This window comes from Pseudomonas sp. SLBN-26, from assembly GCF_006715895.1.
GTDB lineage: Bacteria > Pseudomonadota > Gammaproteobacteria > Pseudomonadales > Pseudomonadaceae > Metapseudomonas > Metapseudomonas otitidis.
Map to the genome: position 1 here is coordinate 3330347 of NZ_VFOB01000001.1, position 22503 is coordinate 3352849.

Annotated in this window: 23 protein-coding genes; 10 read left to right on the top strand and 13 right to left on the bottom strand. The window is 68.4% G+C overall.

Annotated features, from left to right (window positions below; all coding sequences use genetic code 11):
* Positions 1-45 precede the first annotated feature (45 nt).
* Genes FBY21_RS15250 through FBY21_RS15260 form a run of 3 tightly spaced genes read left to right on the top strand, consistent with a single transcriptional unit; the run spans position 46 to position 3845 of the window.
* Positions 46-1260, top strand: coding sequence for a DUF3142 domain-containing protein (locus FBY21_RS15250; protein WP_142012100.1), 1215 nt, complete (start codon positions 46-48; stop codon positions 1258-1260).
* Positions 1247-3421 (top strand): hypothetical protein, encoded by a 2175-nt coding sequence (locus FBY21_RS15255; protein ID WP_142012102.1) that lies wholly within the window; start codon positions 1247-1249, stop codon positions 3419-3421. The genes FBY21_RS15250 and FBY21_RS15255 overlap by 14 nt, the downstream gene beginning before the upstream one ends.
* A gap of 55 nt (positions 3422-3476) precedes the next feature.
* Positions 3477-3845 (top strand): PilZ domain-containing protein, encoded by a 369-nt coding sequence (locus tag FBY21_RS15260; protein WP_142012104.1) that lies wholly within the window; start codon positions 3477-3479, stop codon positions 3843-3845.
* Positions 3846-3848: 3 nt separating this feature from the next.
* On the opposite strand, the gene radA is transcribed toward FBY21_RS15260, so the two are convergent.
* The 3 genes from radA to FBY21_RS15275 all read right to left on the bottom strand — a co-directional run bounded on the left by radA (position 3849) and on the right by FBY21_RS15275 (position 5847).
* Positions 3849-5216: a DNA repair protein RadA gene (gene radA / locus FBY21_RS15265; protein WP_044410504.1), complete on the bottom strand. Its 1368-nt coding sequence runs from the start codon at positions 5214-5216 to the stop codon at positions 3849-3851.
* A gap of 42 nt (positions 5217-5258) precedes the next feature.
* Complete coding sequence (locus FBY21_RS15270; protein ID WP_044410508.1) at positions 5259-5531, bottom strand: hypothetical protein; 273 nt, start codon at positions 5529-5531, stop codon at positions 5259-5261.
* A gap of 67 nt (positions 5532-5598) precedes the next feature.
* Positions 5599-5847, bottom strand: coding sequence for a YdcH family protein (locus FBY21_RS15275; RefSeq protein WP_044410511.1), 249 nt, complete (start codon positions 5845-5847; stop codon positions 5599-5601).
* A gap of 163 nt (positions 5848-6010) precedes the next feature.
* On the opposite strand from FBY21_RS15275, the gene FBY21_RS15280 reads away from it, so the two are divergent.
* Together FBY21_RS15280 and mscL are read left to right on the top strand one after the other, a co-directional pair.
* A complete protein-coding gene (locus FBY21_RS15280; protein ID WP_074972942.1) occupies positions 6011-6298 on the top strand; it encodes a DUF1272 domain-containing protein in 288 nt (95 codons plus the stop codon).
* A gap of 65 nt (positions 6299-6363) precedes the next feature.
* The gene (mscL, locus tag FBY21_RS15285; RefSeq protein WP_044410517.1) at positions 6364-6780 is read left to right on the top strand and encodes a large-conductance mechanosensitive channel protein MscL; all 417 of its coding nucleotides are present in this window, start codon (positions 6364-6366) and stop codon (positions 6778-6780) included.
* Positions 6781-6835: 55 nt separating this feature from the next.
* Here mscL and FBY21_RS15290 read toward each other — a convergent pair whose 3' ends face one another.
* The 3 genes from FBY21_RS15290 to FBY21_RS15300 all read right to left on the bottom strand — a co-directional run bounded on the left by FBY21_RS15290 (position 6836) and on the right by FBY21_RS15300 (position 10840).
* Positions 6836-8410, bottom strand: a complete 1575-nt coding sequence (locus FBY21_RS15290; protein WP_142012107.1) for a TerC family protein — start codon at positions 8408-8410, stop codon at positions 6836-6838.
* A gap of 226 nt (positions 8411-8636) precedes the next feature.
* Positions 8637-9173 (bottom strand): DUF934 domain-containing protein, encoded by a 537-nt coding sequence (locus FBY21_RS15295; protein ID WP_142012110.1) that lies wholly within the window; start codon positions 9171-9173, stop codon positions 8637-8639.
* Positions 9170-10840 carry a nitrite/sulfite reductase gene (locus tag FBY21_RS15300; RefSeq protein ID WP_142012112.1) on the bottom strand — a complete coding sequence of 557 codons (1671 nt, stop codon included), beginning with the start codon at positions 10838-10840 and terminating at the stop codon, positions 9170-9172. The genes FBY21_RS15295 and FBY21_RS15300 overlap by 4 nt, the downstream gene beginning before the upstream one ends.
* Here FBY21_RS15300 and FBY21_RS29430 point away from each other — a divergent pair.
* The 4 genes from FBY21_RS29430 to fabV all read left to right on the top strand — a co-directional run bounded on the left by FBY21_RS29430 (position 10839) and on the right by fabV (position 14157).
* Positions 10839-10997, top strand: a complete 159-nt coding sequence (locus FBY21_RS29430) for a hypothetical protein (RefSeq protein WP_160158605.1) — start codon at positions 10839-10841, stop codon at positions 10995-10997. The genes FBY21_RS15300 and FBY21_RS29430 overlap by 2 nt on opposite strands.
* A 110-nt stretch (positions 10998-11107) precedes the next feature.
* On the top strand, positions 11108-12532 hold the full coding sequence (ccoN, locus tag FBY21_RS15305) for a cytochrome-c oxidase, cbb3-type subunit I (protein WP_044410529.1): 1425 nt from the start codon (positions 11108-11110) through the stop codon (positions 12530-12532).
* Between the two features lie 10 nt (positions 12533-12542).
* Positions 12543-12785 (top strand): cytochrome Cbb oxidase CcoQ, encoded by a 243-nt coding sequence (locus FBY21_RS15310; protein WP_107328859.1) that lies wholly within the window; start codon positions 12543-12545, stop codon positions 12783-12785.
* A 175-nt stretch (positions 12786-12960) separates the two neighbouring features.
* Positions 12961-14157 (top strand): enoyl-ACP reductase FabV, encoded by a 1197-nt coding sequence (fabV, locus tag FBY21_RS15315; RefSeq protein ID WP_142012114.1) that lies wholly within the window; start codon positions 12961-12963, stop codon positions 14155-14157.
* Positions 14158-14276: 119 nt separating this feature from the next.
* Here the strand turns inward: fabV and FBY21_RS15320 are convergent, their stop codons facing one another.
* Both FBY21_RS15320 and FBY21_RS15325 read right to left on the bottom strand, forming a co-directional pair.
* Positions 14277-15053: a ferredoxin--NADP reductase gene (locus tag FBY21_RS15320; RefSeq protein WP_142012117.1), complete on the bottom strand. Its 777-nt coding sequence runs from the start codon at positions 15051-15053 to the stop codon at positions 14277-14279.
* 105 nt (positions 15054-15158) lie between these two features.
* Entirely contained in the window at positions 15159-16151 is a 993-nt protein-coding gene (locus FBY21_RS15325; protein ID WP_142012119.1) for a TRAP transporter substrate-binding protein, read from the bottom strand.
* Between the two features lie 297 nt (positions 16152-16448).
* On the opposite strand from FBY21_RS15325, the gene FBY21_RS15330 reads away from it, so the two are divergent.
* Positions 16449-17573: a methyltransferase gene (locus tag FBY21_RS15330; protein ID WP_142012121.1), complete on the top strand. Its 1125-nt coding sequence runs from the start codon at positions 16449-16451 to the stop codon at positions 17571-17573.
* A 353-nt stretch (positions 17574-17926) separates the two neighbouring features.
* On the opposite strand, the gene FBY21_RS15335 is transcribed toward FBY21_RS15330, so the two are convergent.
* From FBY21_RS15335 to FBY21_RS15355, 5 genes are all read right to left on the bottom strand, one after another.
* Positions 17927-18073 (bottom strand): DUF2474 domain-containing protein, encoded by a 147-nt coding sequence (locus FBY21_RS15335; protein WP_069559907.1) that lies wholly within the window; start codon positions 18071-18073, stop codon positions 17927-17929.
* Between the two features lie 17 nt (positions 18074-18090).
* Positions 18091-19098, bottom strand: coding sequence for a cytochrome d ubiquinol oxidase subunit II (gene cydB, locus FBY21_RS15340; RefSeq protein ID WP_142012123.1), 1008 nt, complete (start codon positions 19096-19098; stop codon positions 18091-18093).
* A 2-nt stretch (positions 19099-19100) separates the two neighbouring features.
* Complete coding sequence (locus FBY21_RS15345; RefSeq protein WP_142012125.1) at positions 19101-20543, bottom strand: cytochrome ubiquinol oxidase subunit I; 1443 nt, start codon at positions 20541-20543, stop codon at positions 19101-19103.
* Positions 20544-20828: 285 nt separating this feature from the next.
* Positions 20829-21401 carry an NTP transferase domain-containing protein gene (locus FBY21_RS15350; RefSeq protein ID WP_142012128.1) on the bottom strand — a complete coding sequence of 191 codons (573 nt, stop codon included), beginning with the start codon at positions 21399-21401 and terminating at the stop codon, positions 20829-20831.
* 128 nt (positions 21402-21529) lie between these two features.
* Positions 21530-22501, bottom strand: a complete 972-nt coding sequence (locus FBY21_RS15355; protein ID WP_142012130.1) for an XdhC family protein — start codon at positions 22499-22501, stop codon at positions 21530-21532.
* Positions 22502-22503 lie beyond the last annotated feature (2 nt).

The window sequence follows — 22503 nt, forward strand, 5'->3', positions numbered from 1 at the left end:
CCGCGACCGGGCCAGCAGGCCCGCCTGCCCCATCGATGACCGTCCATGACCGGCCCCCTCCGCCGCAGGATCGCGGCACTCTTCGCAGCCTTGCTGATGCTGGCCGCCTGCCGGGACGGGCACTCGCCGCCGCTCGACCAGCAGCTCTACGTCTGGCAACGCCAATGGACCCCGGCTCACGCCGAGGCCCTGCGCGCCAGCCACGCCACCTTCTCCACCCTGCGCGTACTGGCACTCCAGGCCCACCCGGGCGCCGGCTGGTCGCGGGCCCGCATCGACACCGACCTGCTGCGCCAGGACGGCCGCCCCTGGGTCGCCGTGGTGCGCCTGGACGGCCAGTTGCCGCAACTGGACAGCCAGCGCGCACGGGACGAGATCGGCAGCCTGCTGGCGGACTGGCAACGCACCGGGCTCACCCCGGTGGCCGTGGAAATCGACCACGACTGCGCCAGCGCGCGCCTGGCGGACTACGCCCGCTTCCTCAGTGAGCTGCGCGCCAGCTTGCCCACCGGCATGCAGCTCGGCATCACCGCCCTGCCCGCCTGGCTGTCGAGCCCCCGCCTGCCGGACGTGCTCGCCCAGGTCGACGGCAGCGTCCTCCAGGTGCACGGTGTCAGCGCGCCGGAAAAGGGCCTGTTCGACGAGCGCCAGGCCCTGGAATGGGCGCGCCGCTGGGATGCCGTCAGCCCCACGCCCTTCCTCCTCGCCCTGCCCGCCTACGGCGCCGGCCTGATCCGCTCCGACGACGGCGTTCAGGTGGAGAGCGAAGCACCGCTGCCCATCGCCGGGGCGCGCCAGGAATGGATGGCCGATCCCCAGCAGGTCGCCGGGCTCGTCGCCCAGTTGCGCCGCGACCCGCCCACACACCTGGCGGGCCTGATCTGGTTCCGCCTGCCCCTGCCCGGGGATCGCCGCGCCTGGCCGCTGGCGACGCTGATGGCGGTGGCCCGGGGCGAAGCACTGGCGGCCGACCTGCGCCTGGACGTGCGACGCCCGGACAACGACCCCCAGCTCAACGAACTGACCCTGGCCAACCTCGGCAATGCCCCGGCAGCGCTGCCCGCTCGCCTGCAACTGGCCGCCCATGACTGCTTCGCCCATGACGCCCTGCCGGGCTATCGCCTCGTCACGGACGACGCCGGCCTGCGCCTGGAACGCGAGGCCGGCCCCACCCTCTACCTGCAAGCGGGCCAGCGCCGAGCGCTGGGCTGGGCCCGCTGCCATGCACCTGCTCAAGGAGGACTCCATGCACAACCCTGATCGGCCCCTCGCCCGCCTGGCCCTGGCCATCGCCCTGGCCCTGCCGCTGGCCAACCAGGCCCTGGCCTGCGGGCCCGACTTCAGCCTGACCCTGCTGGACAACCGCGCCCGCACCCTGACCGAGATGCCGGAGAACAACTTCGTCTTCGAAGCCACCCACCTGGCCCCGCCCATCGCCGGGCTCAAACCGGTGAGCCAGGCCACCCTGGTGATCTATTGGGAGGCGGACAACGAGAACTACGTGCGCCAGCGGGAGTGGGTGGAGCGGGACGAACTGGGACGCGACGTCGCCCAGCGCGTCGAGCAGTTGCGTGCCCTGGATGACCCCGCCCAGGTGGAAGCCCAGGCCGGCGACCTGCCAGAAGAGCAGCGTCTCTACATCGCCGGCGCCGTGGCCTTCCGCCGGGACGGGGAAGAGGCCAGCGGCTACTTCCGCCGCCTGCTCGCCCTGCCCGCCGACCAACGCCGGGCCCGCAGCACCTGGGCGGCCTATTCCCTGGGGCGCGCACAGGCGGAAATGAGCCGCGACCTGCCCGCTTCCGACGACGTGACCACCGATGTCGAGGCCGAGCAGCGCCGGCAGGCCCACGCCCAGGCCGCCCGCGAGGCCTTCCAGCTGACCCGCCAACTGGTCCTGGACGGTTTCCCCGACCCGCTGGAACTGGCCGCCGCCAGCCTCGGGGAAGAGGCCCGCGTGGCCAAGGACGCCGGCGACTGGGGCCAGGCCATCCGCTTCTATTCCAACCAGGCGGCGCTGAACTCCAGCGTCGGCATCAGTTCCCTCAAGTTCCTCTCCAGCGAACTGGCGCAGATGCCGGTGGATCAGTTGCGCCCGCTGCTGGAGGTTCCGGAGGTCCAGCAGTTGCTGACCATCCGCCTGCTGACCCGAATCGGCTGGGACTACGAGGGCCAGACCGAGGCCGAGAAGCCCCTCGTCCAGCTGTTGCTGTCGCTGGACGAACCGGCCCTGCCCAATGCCGATCGCCTCGCCACCCTGGCCTACCAGAGCGGCCAGTACGACACGGCCCGGCGTCTGCTGGAAAAGGCCGGCGACTCGGGCCTCGCCTGGTGGATCCGCGCCAAGGTGGCACTGCACGACGGCGACATCACTACGGCCACCCAGGCCTATGCCAAGGCCTCCCAGGCCTTCCCCGAGGACGAGAGCTGGGCCTACCGGCGCGACGACGACGGCTACCTGGAAACGGTGAAGCCCCACTGCCGGGTCGACGGCGAGCGCGCCGTACTCGCGCTTAAGCGCGGCGACTACCTGGACGCCTTGGACATGCTCTACCGCAGCGGCGAGATCTACTGGGAGGACACCGCCACCCTCGCCGAACGGGTGCTCACCGCAGATGAGCTGAAGGGATTCGTCGACGCCAAGGTGCCAGCGCCCAATCCGCAGGACCAAGCCCAAGGCGACGCCTACCTGCCTCGCCCGATTGCCACCCTGCTGCGGGAGCTGCTGGGTCGTCGCCTGATGCGCGAAGGGCGCTACGACGAGGCACCGGCCTACTTCGCCACCGAGGAGCTGCGCACCATCGCCCGCGAGTACGCCCGGGCACGCCGGGAGGCGGAGAGCCGCTGGACCGACATCGGCCAGGCCGAGGCCTACTACACCGCCGCCGTCCTGGCACGCTGGCGCGGCATGGAGCTGCTGGGCTACGAGATGTCACCGGACTTCAAGGTCTACGAAGGCAACTACTACCAGCTCCAGGTGGAACGACAGGACCCGGCCGGCTGGCTGAGCGAAGACGAAGCCAGGCGCCAGAACAGCGCACTGGCCGAGCCCAACCGCCGCTTCCACTACCGCTGGGTGGCGGCGGACCTGGCCGAACGCGCCGCCGACCGGCTGCCGCACACCAGCCAGGCCTTCGCCGCTGCACTGTGTCAAGCCAGCGGGTGGCTGGAGTACCGCGATATGGACAGCGCCCGGCGCATTTACCGCCGCTACGTGGAGAACGGTCCGTTCGTAGAGTGGGCCGGCAACTTCGGCAAGACGTGTGAAGATCCGGATTTCGAGCGGGCCAAACCCCGCCAATGGGAAGAGCGCTGGAGCGCCATCACCGCCCTGGCGCCGTCCCGACGCCATGCCGCCTATGGCTTCGGTGCACTGCTGGTAGCCGGCGGCCTGCTGCTGGCCTGGCGTCGTCGCCGGGGATGAGCGGGTAATCTAGCCCTTGTCTATAGTGATCCAAACTGCCCAGGAGTCTTGAGCGATGAGCCAGAAAGAACACGAACGACGGCGCTTCCACCGGGTCGCGTTCGACGCCGTGACCGAACTGATCCAGGGCGAGCGCCAATGGCAGGCCGAGCTGCAGGACATCTCCCTGAAAGGCCTGCTGCTGAGCCGCCCGAATAATTGGAACGGGGACGGGGACCAGCCCTTCCAGGCGGTCATCCACCTGTCCCGGGATGCCCTGGTGCGCATGGACGTGGTCCTCACCCGGATCCACGACGATCAGCTGGGCTTCGTCTGCCAGCACATCGACCTGGACTCCATCGCCCACCTGCGCCGGCTGATGGAGCTGAACCTGGGCGACGAGACGCTGCTGGAGCGCGACCTCGCCGCCCTCGTGGAGGCTTGAGCGCTACTCGAACAGCGCGTCGAGCGCCTGCTCCAGGCGCGTCACTGCGATGACCCGCAAGCCGGGGGGCGCCTCCTTCGGGGCGTTCCCCTTGGGCACGATGGCCCGCTTGAAGCCATGCTTGCCCGCCTCCTTCAGGCGCTCCTGCCCGCTGGGCACCGGGCGCACCTCGCCAGACAGACCCACCTCGCCGAACACCAGCAGATCATGCTCCAGCGGCCGGTTGCGCAGGCTCGACATGATGGCGGCGATCAGCGCCAGGTCGGAGGCCGTCTCCAGCACCTTCACCCCGCCCACCACGTTGAGGAACACATCCTGGTCGTGGGTGGGGATGCCGCCGTGGCGGTGCAGCACCGCCAGCAGCATGGCCAGGCGGTTCGGGTCCAGGCCCAGGGTGACCCGGCGCGGGTTGGCCAGGTGGCTGGTGTCCACCAGCGCCTGCACCTCCACCAGCATCGGCCGCGAGCCTTCCCAGGTGGCCATCACCACGCTGCCGGGCACCGCTTCCTGGGCGCGGGTGAGGAAAATCGCCGAGGGGTTGGAGACCTCCTTCAGGCCGCGATCGGTCATGCCGAACACGCCCAGCTCGTTCACCGCGCCGAAGCGGTTCTTCACCGCCCGCAGCAGGCGCAGGCGGCCGTCGGACTCGCCCTCGAAATAAAGCACCGTGTCGACCATGTGCTCCAGCACGCGGGGGCCTGCCAGGGCGCCCTCCTTGGTCACGTGGCCCACCAGGAAGATCGCCGTGCCGCTCTGCTTGGCGTAGCGCACCAGCAGCGCGGCGCTCTCGCGCACCTGGGCCACGCCGCCGGGGGCGGACTGCAGCTGCTCGGTGAAGATGGTCTGGATGGAGTCGATCACCATCACCTTGGGCTTCTCCACCCGCGCGGTGGCGATGATGCTTTCGATGCAGGTCTCGGTCATCACCTTGAGCTTGTCCTCGGGCAGCCCGAGGCGACGGGCGCGCATGGCGACCTGCTGCTGGGATTCCTCACCGGTGACGTAGAGCGCGGGGAAGCGGGTGGCGATGTTGCAGAGGGTCTGCAGGAGGATGGTGGACTTGCCGATGCCGGGGTCACCGCCGATCAGCACCACCGAACCGTCGACCAGGCCGCCGCCGAGCACCCGGTCCAGTTCGGCCGATGCGGTGGAGAAGCGCGGCATCTCCTCGACGCTGACCTCGGCCAGGGTCTTGATCTGCGCCTGGCCGCCGGCCCAGCCGGCGCGCCCGCTGGAGGACGAGGCGGCAGCCCCTTCCACCACGGTTTCCACCAGGGTGTTCCAGGCCCCGCAATCGGCACACTGGCCAGCCCATTTGGGAAAGGTCGAGCCGCACTCGGTGCAGCCGTACATGCGCTTGGCCTTGGCCATCAGCGGACTCCGTCAGAAAAACGAAGCCCGCATGATAGCGGATCACCCCTTGCAGGCGCGCCCGCAGCCGCAGCAGCCTTCCTTGCGTGGCAGGCGAGCCAGGTCCTGGGCCAGGCCTTCGCGGCGCATCTGCAGGGCCTGCAGGCTGGAGCCGTCCAGCGGCTCGGTGCCGGCCTGGACGCGGGCGATGCGCTTGTCCAGCAGGTCCAGCTGCTGGCGCAGGCGGTCACGTCGTTCCTCGGCTCGGCGCGCCTCGTACTGGGCCTTGCGGTCGGATTCGGGGGTGGCGCTCGGAAGGGTGTCGTAGGCCGTCATGGCGAGTGCTCCGAAGGGGAAAGGCGGCCAGCCTAGCCAGCCGCCCCGGGCACCGCGTTGACGCCGGTCAACCGCCCTGATGGGCCCTGAGCAGCTGGGCGATCTCGTCCTTCAGGGCGACCCGCTTCATCTTCAGGCTGTGCAGTTGCAGGTCATCCAGGGCATGCCGGCCGTCCTCCACTTCGTAGATGCGCGTGTCGAGGTGGTGGTACTCGGCGGCCAGGCGGGCAAAGTGCACGTTGTGCTGGAGAAGTTCGTGCATCGTGGCGTGATCATCAGGGAATTCGCGTTCCAGGGCGTGGTGTTCGAGAGGCATGGCAAGGCTCCTTGCAAGACCGAAGCAGCAGCTAGAGGCTAGACCAGCCTGGGCGACCGGACAGCCACCTGTTTCATCCGCTTTACAGTGAACGCTCGTGACTGGGCGCCGCCTGGCGGGCGCACTAGGATGAGCGGTCGCCCCCCCCCCCAGGAGAGCCCCGATGCTCGAGCTGCGCCCCACCTGCGAAGCCTGCGCCCGCGCCCTGCCGCCCGCCAGCACCGAAGCCCGCATCTGCTCCTTCGAATGCACCTTCTGCGCCGACTGCGTGGAGCGGCTGCACAACGTCTGCCCCAACTGCGGCGGCGGCTTCTACCCGCGCCCGGTGCGCCCGAAGGTGCTGCTGGGGCGCTACCCGGCAGCCGGCGTGCGGGTGCAGAAGCGCCCCGATCCCCAGGTACACGAGGACTTCTGCCGGCTCTACCGCTACACCGAACCGCAACACCGGTAGGATGGCGCTGTCAGAACACTCGGTTACACTTTCAGCCCATCAGTCCAATCCCCGGGGGAAATCGCATGAGCTTGCTGTCGGAATTCAAGGCCTTCGCGGTCAAGGGCAACGTGGTCGACATGGCCGTGGGCATCATCATCGGCGCTGCATTCGGCAAGATCGTGTCCTCCTTCGTCGGCGACGTGGTCATGCCGCCGGTGGGGCTGCTGGTCGGGGGCGTGGACTTCTCCGACCTGGCCATCACCCTCAAGGCCGCCGAGGGCAACGCCCCGGCCGTGGTCCTGGCCTATGGCAAGTTCATCCAGACGGTGCTCGACTTCGTGATCGTGGCCTTCGCCATCTTCATGGGGGTCAAGGTGATCAACAAGCTCAAGCGCGAGGAAGCCGCCGCCCCCGAAGTACCGCCGGCCCCCACCAAGGACCAGGAGCTGCTCAGCGAGATCCGCGACCTGCTCAAGGCCCAGCAGAAACAGCAGCCCTGAGCGGCAGGTGAATGAAAGAACGGCGCCCGAGGGCGCCGTTCTTCATGGGGCAGGCTCAGCCTGAGCGCCGCGGGTGACCGGGCGGCGGCTCCAGCAGCAGCCGGTTGACCCGACGCTCCTTCACCTCGATCACCTGCAGGCGCCAGCCTTCCACCTCCAGCGCGTCGCCCACCACCGGCAGGCGGTCCAGCAGGCTCATGGCCAGGCCGGCAACCGTCTGGTAGCCCTCCTGGGCACGGGGCGGGAAGCCCAGGCGCTCGTTCAGCAGGCTCAGGTTCACTGCGCCGCTGACCTTCCAGCCCGTGTCCACGGGCTCGATGTCCAGGCCGTCCACCTCGCTGGCGTCCGGCAGTTCGCCGGCGATGGATTCGAGGATGTCGGTCATGGTCAGCAGGCCCTCGAAGCCGCCGAATTCGTTGACCACGAAGGCCACGTGGGTCGAAGCCTTGCGCATCTCCTCCAGGGCACTGAGCACCGAGGCGCTCTCCGGCAGGTTGGGCGGGATGCGCAGCAAGGGCTCGATCTCCGGCGCCTGGCCCTGCAGCAGCGTACGCAGCAGTTCCTTCTTGTGCACGTAGCCCAGGGGCTCGTCCACGTCGGCGTCACGGACCACCACCAGGCGCGAATAGGGCGAGCGCAGCAGCGCGTCGTACACCGTCTCGCGGCTGTCGGCCAGGTCGATGCGCTCCACCTCCACGCGGTTGGTCATCAGGGTGCGGATGGGGCGCTCGGCCAGGCCGAGCACGCCGCTGATCATCACCCGCTCGCGGCGGTCGAAAGGCACCTGGCCGCGGCCGTTGTCCTTCACCAGGTCGGCGATCTCCTCGCCCACCTCGTCGGCCTCCACGCCACGGCCACCCAGCAGGCGCAGCACCGCGTGGGCGGTCCGCTCGCGCAGGCCGCCGGCTTCCTCCTGGCGGCGGCGACGGCGCCAGCGAACCGTCTGGTTGGCCAGCTCGATGAGGATCGAGAAGCCGATGGCCGCGTACAGGTAGCCCTTGGGAATGTGGAAGCCCAGGCCTTCGGCGGTGAGGCTGAAGCCGATCATCATCAGGAAGCCCAGGCACAGCATGATCACCGTGGGGTGGGCGTTGACGAAGGCGGTCAGCGGCTTGCTGGCGACGATCATCAGGCCGATGGAGATCACCACCGCGATCATCATCACTTCCAGGTGCTCCACCATGCCGACGGCGGTGATCACCGCGTCCAGGGAGAACACCGCGTCGAGCACCACGATCTGCGCCACCACCGGCCAGAACAGGGCATAGGTGCGGCTGCCGGTGCTCGGCTGGGCATGGCCCTCGATGCGCTCGTGCAGCTCCATGGTGGCCTTGAACAGCAGGAACACACCGCCGAACAGCATGATCAGGTCACGGCCCGAGAAGGCGTGGCCGAAGACCTCGAACAGCGGCTCGGTCAGCGTCACCAGCCAGGAGATGCTGGCCAGCAGGCCCAGGCGCATCAGCAGCGCCAGCGACAGGCCGATCAGGCGCGCGCGGTCACGTTGGTGGGGCGGCAGCTTGTCCGCGAGGATGGCGATGAACACCAGGTTGTCGATGCCCAGCACGATCTCCAGCACCACCAGGGTGAGAAGGCCCAGCCAGGCCGTGGGGTCGGCAATCCACTCCATGTCAGCCCTCCTCGCCGCAACGACGGGCAGCCGCCATCCGGCACGCCGAAGGGGCGCGGAACGGGAGGCTGAAGGGATTCACGGCAGGGTGCCGGGGAACGGGAAGGCGCGAGGCGCCGGAGAGGGAGGGGGCCGGGGGAGGCCGGGTACTGTCGCTGTCCATTGGGGTCCGATCAGAAAAAACGGACGTGCATCGTAGGACAGAACGCGGCCTTCCCCCGAGCCGTCAATTTTTACCAATCGTGACATCGGCCTCGCGGCGCCGGAACAGCGGGCGCGGCTCGATCACCGAGCGGCCGTAGAGCACGCTGAGCCCGGCCAGCCCCTTGAGGGCGTCCTCGGCGGACTTATCGGCACGCACCGCAAAGGCGTCGAAGCCGCACTGGCGCATGTGCGCCAGCTGGTCCCGCAGCACGTCCCCCACGGCGCGCAACTCGCCGGCCCAGCCGAGCCGGCTGCGCAGCAGGTAGGCCTGGCTGTAGCCCCGGCCATCGCGAAAGCTGGGGAAGTCCACGGCGATCAGCGGCAGGCTGTAGAGGCAGTCCCGCAGGGCTTCCACGTCGTCGTCCGGCTGCAACAGCAGCGCATCCTCGCTGACGCGTTTGCCCGCCAGCACGGCGGCGTCCTGCCGGGCTTGCCAGAGCGCCAGCGGCAGGATCAGCGGCCCGCCGTCCGGCAGCGCCTCGTCCGGGCGCACCAGGGTCCAGGGGTCGTCCTCGACCAGGCCGGGCACGCCCTGGCGCAGGCGGATCAGGTTGTTCATGCCGGTTCCTCCTCACGGGTGTAGACCCGTGCCTTGAACGGCTCCAGGCCGATGCGGCCGAGGGTGTCGACGAAGCGCTCGTCGCCCTCGCGGTGCGCCAGGTAGGTGTCGGCGATGTGCTCAATCACCTGGGGCACTTCGGCCGCGCTGAAGGACGGGCCGATCACCCGTCCCAGCGCCGCCGACATGCCCTGGGCGCCGCCGAGGGTCACCTGGTACCACTCGCTGCCGCCCTTGTCGACGCCGAGGATGCCGATGTTGCCGATGTGGTGGTGGCCGCAGGCATTCATGCAGCCGGAGATGTTCAGGCTCAGTTCGCCAAGGGCCTCCAGCCGTGCCGGGTCGCGGAAGCGCGCCTGGATCGCCTGGGCGATGGGGATCGACTTGGCATTGGCCAGGGCGCAGTAGTCGCCGCCGGGGCAGGCGATGATGTCAGTCAGCAGGCCGACGTTGGGGGTCGCCAGGCCCGCCTCGCAGGCGGCCAGCCAGAGGGCGTGCAGGTCGCGCTTGGGCACGTCCGGCAGCACCAGGTTCTGCTCGTGGGCAATGCGGATCTCGCCGAAGCCGAAGCGCTCGGCCCACTCCGCCACCGCCTCCATCTGCGCGTCGGTCACGTCACCCGGCGGGGCCTCGGGACCGGGCTTGGTGGAGATCACCACCGACGCATAGCCGGGCACCTTGTGCGGTTGCAGGTTGCGGGCGCACCAGCGGGCGAAGGCCGGGTCCTCGGCCAGGCGCCGGCCATGTTCCAGGTCGGCGGCGTCGAGGGTGGCGTAGGCCGGCGTGGTGAAGGAGGCCGCCACGCGGGTGTACTCCGCCTCGGTCAGCTGGGCCGGGCCGTCGCGCAGGTGCTCCCATTCGGCCTCCACCTCGCGGGCGAAAGCCTCGATGCCCAGGGCCTTGACCAGGATCTTGATGCGCGCCTTGTACTTGTTGTCGCGGCGGCCGTGGCGGTTGTAGACCCGCAGCACCGCCTCGACATAGGACAGCAGGTGGCGCCAGTGCAGCCCCTCGCGGATCACCTGGGCGAGGATCGGCGTACGCCCGAGCCCGCCGCCCACCAGCACCTTGAGGCGCATCTCGCCGTCCCCGTCGCGGTACAGGTAGAGGCCGATGTCGTGCATCTGCACGGCCGCGCGGTCCTCCTCGGCGGCGCAGAGGGCGATCTTGAACTTGCGTGGCAGGAAGAGGAATTCCGGGTTCACCGTGGACCACTGGCGGAGGATCTCGGCCAGCGGGCGCGGGTCCAGCAGCTCGTCGGCTGCCACCCCGGCGAAGGCCTCGGTGGTGATGTTGCGCACGCAGTTGCCGGAGGTCTGGATGGCGTGCATGTCGACATCGGCGAGGCGTTCGAGGATGTCCGGCACCCGCTCCAGATCGATCCAGTTGAACTGGATGTTCTGCCGGGTGGTGAAGTGGCCGTAGCCCCGGTCGTACTCCCGGGCGATGAGGGCCAGGGTGCGCAGCTGGTCCGACGACAGCGTGCCGTAGGGGATGGCCACCCGCAGCATGTAGGCGTGCTTCTGCAGGTACAGGCCGTTCTGCAGGCGCAGGGGCAGGAACTCTTCCTCGCTCAGCTCGCCGCTCAGCCGCCGCGCCACCTGGTCACGGAACTGCGCGACGCGTTCGCGGACCAGGGCGCGATCGTAGTCGTCGTATCGGTACATGGGGATCCTCATCGGGCCGCCGGAGGCGGCAATCGTCCGGGTAGCCACTATGGCGAGCCACCCGGCGCAGAAACAGAATCAGATCGAAGCAGAAATCCGATATCAGATGACCCAGGCCGCCCCTGGTGTCGCCTGGGAGCAGATGGTGCTCATCTGATCTCCTAAAAGCAGCCAAAACTGAGGCTGTTTCGTCCCGTCCCGCCTTCCTAGAGTGGCGCCCCGGTCGGCAGTGCCGGCCAGCCATTCCCACTCCTGAAGGTTTTCCGCATGAAGACTGCAGAAATCGAACCCGCCTACGACTACCGGGTGGTGCGTCAGTTCGCGCTGATGACGGTGGTCTGGGGCATCGTCGGCATGGGCCTGGGGGTGTTCATCGCCGCCCAGCTGGTCTGGCCGTCCCTGAACCTCGACCTGCCCTGGACCAGCTTCGGCCGCCTGCGGCCGCTGCACACCAACCTGGTGATCTTCGCCTTCGGCGGCAGCGCGCTGTTCGCCACCAGCTACTACACCGTGCAGCGCACCTGCCAGGCGCGGCTGTTCGGCGGCAGCCTCGCCGCCTTCACCTTCTGGGGCTGGCAGGCCCTGGTGATCTGCCTGCTGGTGACCCTGCCGCAGGGCCTGACCACCACCAAGGAATACGCCGAGGTGGAATTTGCCGGGGCGGTGTGGATGGGCATCGTCTGGGTCGCCTACGCGGTGGTGTTCTTCGGCACCGTGATGAAGCGCCAGACCAAGCACATCTACGTCGGCAACTGGTTCTTCGGGGCCTTCATCCTGGTCACGGCGATGCTGCACATCGTCAACCACGTCGCCATCCCGGTGAGCTGGTTCAAGTCCTACCCGGTCTACTCCGGGGCCACCGACGCCATGGTCCAGTGGTGGTACGGGCACAACGCCGTGGGCTTCTTCCTGACCACCGGCTTCCTCGGGATGATGTACTACTTCATCCCCAAGCAGGCCGGGCGCCCGGTCTACTCCTACCGCCTGTCCATCGTGCACTTCTGGGCGCTGATCACCCTGTACATCTGGGCCGGTCCGCACCACCTGCACTACACCGCGCTGCCGGACTGGGCGCAGTCCCTGGGCATGGTGATGTCCCTGGTGCTGCTGGCCCCCAGCTGGGGCGGCATGATCAACGGCATGATGACCCTGTCGGGTGCCTGGCATAAGCTGCGCGACGACCCCATCCTGCGCTTCCTCGTGGTGTCCCTGGCCTTCTACGGCATGAGCACCTTCGAAGGCCCGATGATGGCCATCAAGACCGTCAACGCCCTCTCCCACTACACCGACTGGACCATCGGCCACGTGCACGCCGGCGCCCTCGGCTGGGTGGCGATGATCTCCATCGGCTCGCTCTACCACCTGATCCCGCGCCTCTACGGCCGCGAGCGGATGCACAGCACCGGGCTGATCAACGCGCACTTCTGGCTGGCCACCATCGGCACCGTGCTCTACATCGCCTCCATGTGGGTCAACGGCATCACCCAGGGCCTGATGTGGCGGGCGGTGAACGACGATGGCACCCTCACCTACTCCTTCGTCGAGGCGCTGGAGGCCAGCCACCCCGGCTTCATCGTGCGCTTCGTCGGTGGCCTGTTCTTCCTCAGCGGCATGCTGCTGATGGCCTGGAACACCTGGCACACCGTGCGCACCACCGACCGTGCGACGGCCCCGGCCGGCGCCACGGCCTGAGGAGCGGAGCATGGATGCCGAAACCCTGAACGTGCTGTTCGGCCTGGGCACGGTGGCCTTCTTCTTCGTCGCCGTGCAGCTCAGCCTCGGGCGCAGCCAGCGCCAGCTGGACGAGGCCACCATGCTGCCGTTCGCCGACGACGAGCCCGTGGCCCGGCGCATGGAGCGCGCCACCGGGCGCAGCAGCACCGGCTGCAGCTGCCCGGGCCGCTGCGACGGCAGCTGCGCCACCCGCACCGACCTGGAGGCCTGAGGGCCTCAACGAGCGCGCCGGGGCGGCCCTCTCTCCCGTCCCGGTCATGCCGGGTGGGCCGGCTTTTGCCGACTCACCCGGCTGCCGCTGGCCACAACCGAGGTGTCTTATCTACGATGCGCGACGTCTCCCGCTTCTGAATGTGCTGTTACCGCATCTAGCAACCGAGGTTTCCATGATCATCAAACCGCGCGTGCGTGGCTTCATCTGCGTCACTACCCATCCGGCCGGCTGCGAGGCCAACGTCAAGGAACAGATCCGCTACGTCGAGTCCAAGAGCCCCGTGGCCAACGGCCCGAAGAAGGTGCTGGTCATCGGTTCGTCCACCGGCTACGGCCTGGCCGCACGCATCACCGCCGCCTTCGGCGCGGGCGCCGACACCCTGGGCGTGTTCTTCGAGCGTCCGGGCAGCGAGACCAAGGCCGGCACCGCCGGCTGGTACAACTCCGCCGCCTTCGAGAAAGCCGCCCAGGCCAAGGGCCTGTACGCGCGCAGCATCAACGGCGACGCGTTCTCCGATGAGGTGAAGCGCGTCACCATCGAGACCATCAAGCAGGACCTGGGCCAGGTCGACCTGGTGGTCTACAGCCTGGCCGCCCCGCGCCGCACCCATCCCAAGACCGGCGAAGTCTTCAACTCCGTGCTCAAGCCGGTCGGCAAGACCGTCAACTTCCGTGGCCTGGACACCGACAAGGAAGTGATCAAGGAAAGCGTGATGGAGCCGGCCACCGAGGCCGAGATCGCCCACACCGTGGCGGTCATGGGCGGTGAAGACTGGCAGATGTGGATCGACGCCCTGCAGGAAGCCGGCGTGCTGGCCGACGGTGCCAAGACCACCGCCTTCACCTACCTGGGCGAAGAGATCACCCACGACCTGTACTGGAACGGCTCCATCGGCGCCGCCAAGAAGGACCTGGACCAGAAGGTCCTCGGCATCCGCGAGAAACTCGCCGCCACCGGTGGCGACGCCCGCGTCTCGGTGCTGAAGGCCGTGGTCACCCAGGCCAGCTCGGCCATCCCGATGATGCCGCTGTACCTGTCGCTGCTGTTCAAGGTGATGAAGGAAAAGGGCACCCACGAAGGCTGCATCGAACAGGTCGACGGCCTGTTCCGCGAGAGCCTCTACGGCACCGAGCCGCACCTGGACGCCGACGGCCGCCTGCGAGCCGACTACAAGGAACTGCAACCGGACGTGCAGGACACCGTGAAGGACCTGTGGAACAAGGTGACCAACGAGAACCTGTACCAGCTGACCGACTTCACCGGCTACAAGACCGAGTTCCTGCGCCTGTTCGGCTTCGAGATCGACGGCGTGGACTACGAGCAGGACGTGAACCCGGACGTGCAGATCCCCAACCTGATCCAGCTCTGACCGGCTTCACCGCTCCACCCACCGGCGCCCCAGGGCGCCGGTTTTCGTTTGGACGAGACAGGAAGCCCCCACAAACCCCGGTAATCCGCTGGGTTCCGAAGTGATAAGCGACACACCCCCTACCAGTAATTCTCCACTGCCACCTGCCCCGGCCGCCGGCTGAGCGACAGGTTCATCCCCCTCGCCTTCAACACCGCCCGGGTGTCCTCGATCATCTGCGGGTTGCCGCAGAGCATCACCCGCGAATGCTCCGGCGCCAGCGCCAGCCCGGCTGCGCGCTCCAGTTCGCCGTTCTCGATCAGGGTGGTGATGCGCCCACCCAAGGCGCCCGGGTGGGCCTCGCGGGTGACCACGGGCAGGTAGAGGAACTTCTCGGCCACGCCTTCCAGGTACTCCAGCCCCGCCAGGCCGTGGATCAGCGGCTGGTAGGCCAGCTCCGCCGCGTGGCGCACGCTGTACACCAGCACGATGCGCTCGAAGCGCTGCCACACCTCCAGGTCCTGCAGGATCGACAGGAACGGCGCCACGCCGGTGCCGGTGGCCAGCAGCCAGAGATCGCGGCCGTCGACGAAGCGGTCGAGGGTGAGGAAGCCGAAGGCCTGCTTGTCGACCAGCAGGGTGTCGCCCACCGCCAGCCGGCTCAGCTCGGAGGTGAACTCGCCGCCGGGCACGACGATGGAGAAGAAGTCGAGGAACTCGTCATGGGGCGCCGAGACCATCGAATAGGCCCGCCACACCGTGCTGCCATCGGCCTTGGTCACGCCCAGGCGGGCGAACTGGCCGGCGCGGAAGCGAAAGCCCGGGTCACGGGTGGTGCGCAGGGTGAACAGGTTCGGGGTGAGGGGCCGGACCTCACGGAGGGTCTGGCGGGTGAACTTCTCGTCGCTGGCGGACATGGCACGGCTCCGGGTCGGATACCGCACCAGTCTCGCGCAAAGCAGGCCCGGCAAACACCCGCGGGCCATGTGGCTATCCGCCGGAAGGCGGACAGCCGGGGGGCATCAGCGCTTGCGGTTGACGGTCTGCGCGGCGCGCAGCACGTCGGCGCCGATCTCGGCCTCGTACTTCTTCCACACCGGCATCATCACCTGGCGCCAGGCCTCGCGCTCTTCGGGGGTGAGGGTGATGACCTTGGCCTTGCCGGCGGCGATCACCTTCTCGCGGTCCTTCTCGTTCATCGCCTCGGCTTCCTTGTTCACCTGGGCGGTGACCTCGTCGATGATCGCTTCCAGCTCGGTGCGGGTCTCGTAGGGGATGCTGATCCAGAACTTGTGGTTGGTGATCAGCATGTAGCTGATCGAACCATGGCCGGTCTCGATCACGTAGGGCTGCACGGTGTCGATCTTCTGGGTCGCCACGTTCGACCAGGGGCCTTCGGTGCCCTGGATGGTGCCGGCCTGCAGGGCCTTGAAGGCCTCGGCGAAGGGCATCTTCACGGTGGTGGCACCGAGCTGGGCGAACTGGGACTCCAGCACCGAGGAGGGCTGGATACGGAAGGCCAGGCCCTTGGCGTCCTCTGGCTTGTGCAGTTCGCGGCTGGCGGTCATCACCTTCATGCCGTTGTTCCAGTAGCCCAGGCCGTAGATGCCGTCCTTGGACATGGAGCGCAGCAGCTCGCGGCTCTTCTCACGCTTCTGGAAGCGCTTCACCGCCTCCAGATCGTCGAACAGGTACGGCAGGTCGAACACCTGCAGCTGCTTGGTGTAGGCCTCGAACTTGGACAGCGACGGCGCCAGCATCTGCACCTCGCCCTTCTTCAGCGCCTCGATCTCGTTGGCATCGCCGAAGAGGGTGGAGTTCGGGTAGACCTCGACCTTCACCTTGCCGGCCAGGCGCTCTTCCACCAGCTTCTTGAACAGCAGGGCGCCCTTGCCCTTGGGGGTGTCCTCGGCCACCACGTGGGAGAACTTGATCAGCACCGGCTCGTCGGCCAGCACCGCATTGGAAAAGACGAACAGCGAGGCGAAGACCGCCCCCAGCAGAGACCTGTACATGCAAGCACCTATGCAAATGGAAACGGCGAAGCCCGCGCAGGAAGGCGCGAGCCCCGTCCGGATTCGATGTGTGGTTCGGTGGTCGACCCGCCCCCAACCAGCGGATTCGCACCGTCAAACGGCGTACCAGGTCGTTCAGGGCAGAGAAAAGCCCGAGGCCTGGTTATTATTGGTGCCGCCTTGGCGCACGGGGCCCGTCCGGACCCGCCGCAGCGGAAGCGCGGAATTCTAGTGATATCGGGGCAATAGACAAGCGCCGGTTTCCCCAACCACCTCTCAGTTTCAGCAGATTCTTTCATGGCCCTCCTGGTAACCCCTTTCGCCCAGCTCGACCTTGTCCGCGTGCCCGACCAGCAGGGCGAGCCGTTGCAGGCCTTCGACGCCGCTGACGAGTACCTGCTCAACCACCTCCATGCCCAGGCGCCGTCACCCGACACCCGCGTCCTGGTCCTCAACGACAGTTTCGGCGCCCTCGCCGCCAGCCTCGCTCCGCACCTGCAGGTCACCAGCAGCGGTGACTCGCACCTGGGCTTCCTCGGCCTCTCGCGCAACCTCGCACGCAATGGCCTGGAGGGCGCCCCGGTGCGCTTCGTGCCGGCCAGCGAACCGCTCACCGGGCCGTTCGACCGGGTGCTGATCCGCGTGCCCAAGACCCTCGCCCTGCTGGAGGAACAGCTCATCCGCCTGCACGGCCAACTGGCCCCCGGCGCCCAGGTGGTGGCCGCCGGCATGGTCAAGCACCTGCCCCACGCCGCCGGCGACCTGCTGGCGAAGTACATCGGACCGATGCAGCCCTCTCTGGCAGTTAAGAAGGCGCGCCTGCTGATCGCCACGCCGGAAGCGAAGCCGTTCGTCGCCTCGCCCTACCCGACCCGCTATCGGCTGGACGAACCGCGCGTGGAACTGCTGAACCACGCCAACGTGTTCTGCCGCGACGGGCTGGACATCGGCACCCGCGCCTTCCTCCCGCACCTGCCGCGCGGCCTGGCCCGCGTGCGAGCCGCCGACCTCGGCTGCGGCAACGGCATCCTCGGCATCGCCTACGCCCTGGCCAACCCCGAGGCCGAGCTGACGCTGGTGGACGAGTCCTACATGGCCGTGCAATCGGCCCGGGAAAACTGGCAGGCGGCCCTCGGCGAACGCCCGGCGGACATCCGCGCCGGCGACGGGCTGGCCGAGCAGCCGGCGGACTCACTGGACCTGGTGCTGTGCAACCCGCCGTTCCACCAGCAGCAGGTGGTGGGCGACTTCCTCGCCTGGCGGATGTTCGTGCAGGCGCGCAACGCGCTGGTGACGGGGGGCGAGCTGTGGATCGTCGGCAACCGCCACCTGGGCTACCACGCCAAGCTCAAGCGGCTGTTCCGGGGCGTCGAACAGGTCGCCGCCACGCCGAAGTTCGTGATCCTCAAAGCCAGCAAGTAAGGGGGCGGGACAGGGTGCGCACGGATTGATGGGCATCGCTGCGCTCAGCGCCATCCTACGGGGGCGTAGCCTGGCGAACGACATGAGCACACACGACGCAGCACCCAACCGTAGCCCGGACTTCAGTCCGGGAATGCTCGGCACCGCGCCCGGGCTAAAGCCGTAGGGTGGATCGCGCTCCATCGATCCACCACCCCGCCGCGCCGAGCCCCGCACGATGGATACCAAAAGCGGCATCCACCGTGCGCCAGACGAAACTCCACAGCCTGGCGCACGACATGAAGCGCACACGACGCAGCGCCGACCGTAGCCCGGACTTCAGTCCGGGAATGCTCGGCGCCGCGCCGGGCTGCTCAGTGGGTGCTGAGCCCTGCTGCCGTCATCACCATGCGCAGCAGGTAGGCCACTACGCCGAGGGCCAGGACGCTGAGGGCCCAGATGCCCACCAGCCAGCCCAGGCGTTGCCACAGGGGCTTCTTCGGGGTGTCGTCGAGGTTCATGGTCGCTCTCCTGTCCATCAGTGGTAGCCCTGGTCCGGGGTGACCTTGCCGCGGAACACGTAGTAGCTCCACGCCGTGTACACGAGGATGAACGGGATGATGAACAGCGCCCCCACCAGCGCGAAGCCCTGGCTCTGCGGCGGCGCCGCGGCGTCCCAGATGCTCACCGCCGGCGGGATCACGTTCGGCCACAGGCTGATGCCCAGGCCGCTGTAGCCGAGGAAGATCAGCACCAGCGTGAGCACGAACGGCAGGTGGTGGGCGTTGTTCGCCACCGCCCGCAGCAGCGCCCAGGTGCACACCAGCACCAGGATCGGCACCGGCAGGAACCAGAACAGGTTGGGCAGGCTGAACCAGCGCTGGGCGATGGCCTCGTGGGCCAGCGGCGTCCACACGCTGACGATGCCGGTGGTGCCCAGCATCACCAGCACCAGCGGCCGCGCCAGGTCATGCATCTGCTGCTGCAGGCGTCCCTCGGTCTTCATGATCAGCCAGGTGCAGCCCAGCAGCGCATAGGCGGCGATCAGCCCCAGTCCACAGAACAGCGGGAAGGGCGCCAGCCAGTCCAGGGAGCCGCCGGCATAGGCGCGGTTCACCACCGGCAGGCCCTCGATGTAGGCGCCCAGGGCCACGCCCTGGAAGAAGGTGGCGGCAATGGAACCGCCGATGAAGGCCTTGTCCCACAGGTGGCGCTTGGCGGGCTTGGCCTTGAAGCGGAACTCGAAGGCCACGCCGCGGAACACCAGCCCGATGAGCATGAACATCAGCGGCAGGTACAGCGCCGAGAGCACCACCGAATAGGCCAGCGGGAAGGCCGCGAACAGCCCCGCCCCGCCCAGCACCAGCCAGGTCTCGTTGCCGTCCCACACCGGCGCCACGGTGTTCATCATCACGTCGCGCTCGGTGTCGTCCTTGACGAAGGGGAAGAGGATGCCGATGCCGAGGTCGAAGCCGTCCATCACCACGTACATCATCACGCCGAAGATGATGATCACGGCCCAGATCAGAGAAAGGTCGATACCCATGTTCAATTCCTCGTACCCAGCGCATCGCCGCTGGTGTCATCGTCCGCCGATTCGTCGGCCGCCGAGAGGGGCCGCGCCGGGGTGCGTTGCTGGCCGGGACCGCCGGTGCCCTGCTCCTTGCCCTCGTCGGTGACCGGGCCCTTGCGCACCAGGCGCATCAGGTAGGCGAAGCCGGCGCCGAAGACGGCGAAGTAGACCACCACGAACATCACCAGGGTCAGGCTCAGTTGGGCCACGCTGTGGTGGGACACCGCCTCGCTGGTGCGCATCAGCCCGTAGACCACCCAGGGCTGGCGGCCCATCTCGGTGGTGAACCAGCCGGCGAGGATGGCGATCAGCCCGGAGGGGCCCATCCACAGGCAGAAGTAGAGGAACGGCCGGGAGCTGAACAGCCCGCCGCGCCAGCGCAGCCACAGGCTCCAGACACCGGCGAGGATCATCGCCAGGCCCAGGGCCACCATGATGCGGAAGGACCAGAACACCACGGTGGAGTTCGGCCGGTCTTCCTTGGGGAACTCCTTCAGCGCCGGCACCTGCTTGTCCAGGCTGTGGGTCAGGATCAGGCTGCCGAGGTAGGGGATTTCCACCTTGAAGCGGGTTTCCTCGCGCTCCATGTCCGGCCAGCCGAAGAGGATCAGCGGGGTCGCCTCACCGTGGCTGTTGTCCCAGTGGCCTTCCATCGCGGCGATCTTCGCCGGCTGGTGCTTGAGGGTGTTGAGGCCGTGCAGGTCGCCGATGAAGGCCTGCACAGGCGCCACGATCAGCGCCATCCACATGGCCATCGAGAGCATCTTGCGGATCGCCGGGTTGTCCCGGCCGCGCAGCAGGTGCCAGGCCGCAGAGGCGCCGACGAAGAACGCCGTGGCGAGGAAGGCGGCGGTGGCCATGTGCATCAGGCGGTAGGGGAAGGACGGGTTGAACACCACAGCGAACCAGTCGGTGGGGATCACCCGGCCGTCGACGATCTCGAAGCCCTGGGGCGTCTGCATCCAGCTGTTGGAGGCGAGGATCCAGAAGGTGGAGATCAGCGTGCCGATGGCCACCATCACCGTGGAGAAGAAGTGCAGGCCCGGGCCGACACGGTTCCAGCCGAACAGCATCACGCCGAGGAAGCCGGCCTCCAGGAAGAAGGCGGTGAGCACCTCATAGGCCAGCAGCGGCCCGGTCACCGAGCCGGCGAAGTCGGAGAACGCACTCCAATTGGTGCCGAACTGATAGGCCATTACCAGGCCGGACACCACGCCCATGCCGAAGTTGACGGCGAATATCTTCGACCAGAAGTGGTACAGGTCGCGGTAGACCTCCTGCCGTGTCTTCAGCCACAGGCCTTCCAGTACGGCGAGGTAGCTCGCCAGGCCAATGGTGATGGCCGGGAAGATGATGTGGAAGGACACGGTGAAGGCGAACTGCATTCGGGCAAGATCGAGAGCCTCCAAACCGAACATGACGATTCCTCTAATCAGGTTGAAACAGGCACGGGCCAGCGGGTTCCATCGCACTTGGAACCGCGCCAGGTCGTAATTGTTCTTATGGAATCGCAGGCGGGCGGGGGGCGGGCCGGACAGCCCAATACCATTTCCGCCCACGACTTATTGATGCGGATCAATGCGCTTGAAGATTAACCAAGCGTAGCGCAGGGGTTGCTGTGGTTCGTTGCCGCGCGACAGGCTGCCGCGCGACCGAACGCCGCAGCACGCACGGCGCGGCGCCGTCCTTGAGCGGCTGCATGGCTAGTCGGAACGGAGGGCGTCGGGGTGGTCCACGTCGCGCAGCACGCCGGGGTCGTCCAGCGCCAGCGCCACACAGGCATCCGGGTGGGCCTGCAGCACCGGGCGGGCGCCCTGGTCGCCGCCCAGGCCCTGCAGTTCCGCCCAGAAGTCCCGTCCGAACAGCACCGGGTGGCCCCGTTCGCCCTGGTAGCGGGGAAACACGATGCGCCCGGGCGCCGCCTGAGCTTGCAGCGCCCGCAGGCTGGCCTCGGTGACCCAGGGCATGTCCCCCAGCAGCACCGCCAGCGCCTCGGCGGGGTGACCGGCCAGGGCGCGTGCGCCGGCCGCCAGGCTGTGGCCCATGCCCCGGTTCGCGTCCTGGCAACGGATGATCCGCACCCCGTCGGGCACGCCCAGGCGGGCCGGGTCGTCCTCGGGCCGCAGCACCAGGTGCACCTCGTCGAACACCGCCTCCGCCCGCGCCAGGCTGGCAGCCAGCAGGGTGCGACCGTCCCCCAGCGCAGCCTGGCGCTTGTCGCTGCCGAAGCGGGTGCCGAAACCGGCAGCGAGGATCAGGGCGACGACAGGGGGCATGGGAAAACTCCTGTAGGGGCGAATTCATTCGCCAGGGACCGCGCAGCGGTCCTCGTGACAGCTACCAGGTGGAGCAGCCCGTCAGGCTGCTGGGCGAATGAATTCGCCCCTACATCAGGAACAACAGATCACACCCGCTCGCGGGCAACCCCGCTGCGCACGCGGACGATGTCCGCCATCACCGCCAGGGCGATTTCCGCCGGGGTCTTGCTGCCGAGGTTGAGGCCGATGGGGGCGATGATCCGGGCGATCTCCGCCTCCGACAGCCCGCCCACCCGGCGCAGACGCTCCAGGCGCTTGGCGCTGGTGGCCATGGAGCCCATCACGCCGATGTAGAAGGCCTCGGTGCGCACCGCCTCGATCATCGCCAGGTCGTCGATCTTCGGGTCGTGGGTCAGCGCCACCACCGCCGTGTCGGCGTGGCAGCCGCCCAGGCGGATGTATTCCGAGGGCAGCTCGCGGCGGATCTCCACACCCGGCAGTTCGACGCCCTGCAGCGCCTCCTCGCGGGGGTCGCAGAGCACCACCTCGAAGCCCAGGCTCAGGCCGAACTCGGCGCACACCTGAGCCACGCTGGAGTAGCCCGCCAGCAGCAGGCGCAGGGCCGCGCCGACGCGCAGCTGTACCCGCTCGGCCTCGCGCAGCACCCGGGGGCCCTGGTCGCGGTCCGGCAGCAGGCGGCGCGTGCCGTCGCCCAGGGCCACCTCGCGGATCAGTCGGCGCTGGCCGGCCAGGGCGCCTTCCAGCTCGCGCAGGTGCGCCTGGGCCTCGCAGTCCGCCGGCAGGCGCTCCACCAGCACGTCGAGGATGCCGCCGCAGGGCAGGCGGATGGACGCGTGGGTGTCGCTGCCGTCGCCGTAGCGCACCACCTGCACCGGTCGCTCGAAGACGCCGGCGGCCAGGCGTTCGAGGAAGTCATCCTCCACGCAGCCGCCGGACAGCGAGCCGATCCAGTGGCCGTCGGCGGTGGCCGCCAGCAGCGAACCCGGCGCGCGGGGCGCCGAGCCGTAGGTGGCGAGCACGGTGCACAGCCACACCGTGCGCCCGGAAACCGACCATTCCAGGGCCTTGCGCACGACCAGCAGATCGAGGTGTTGCATCG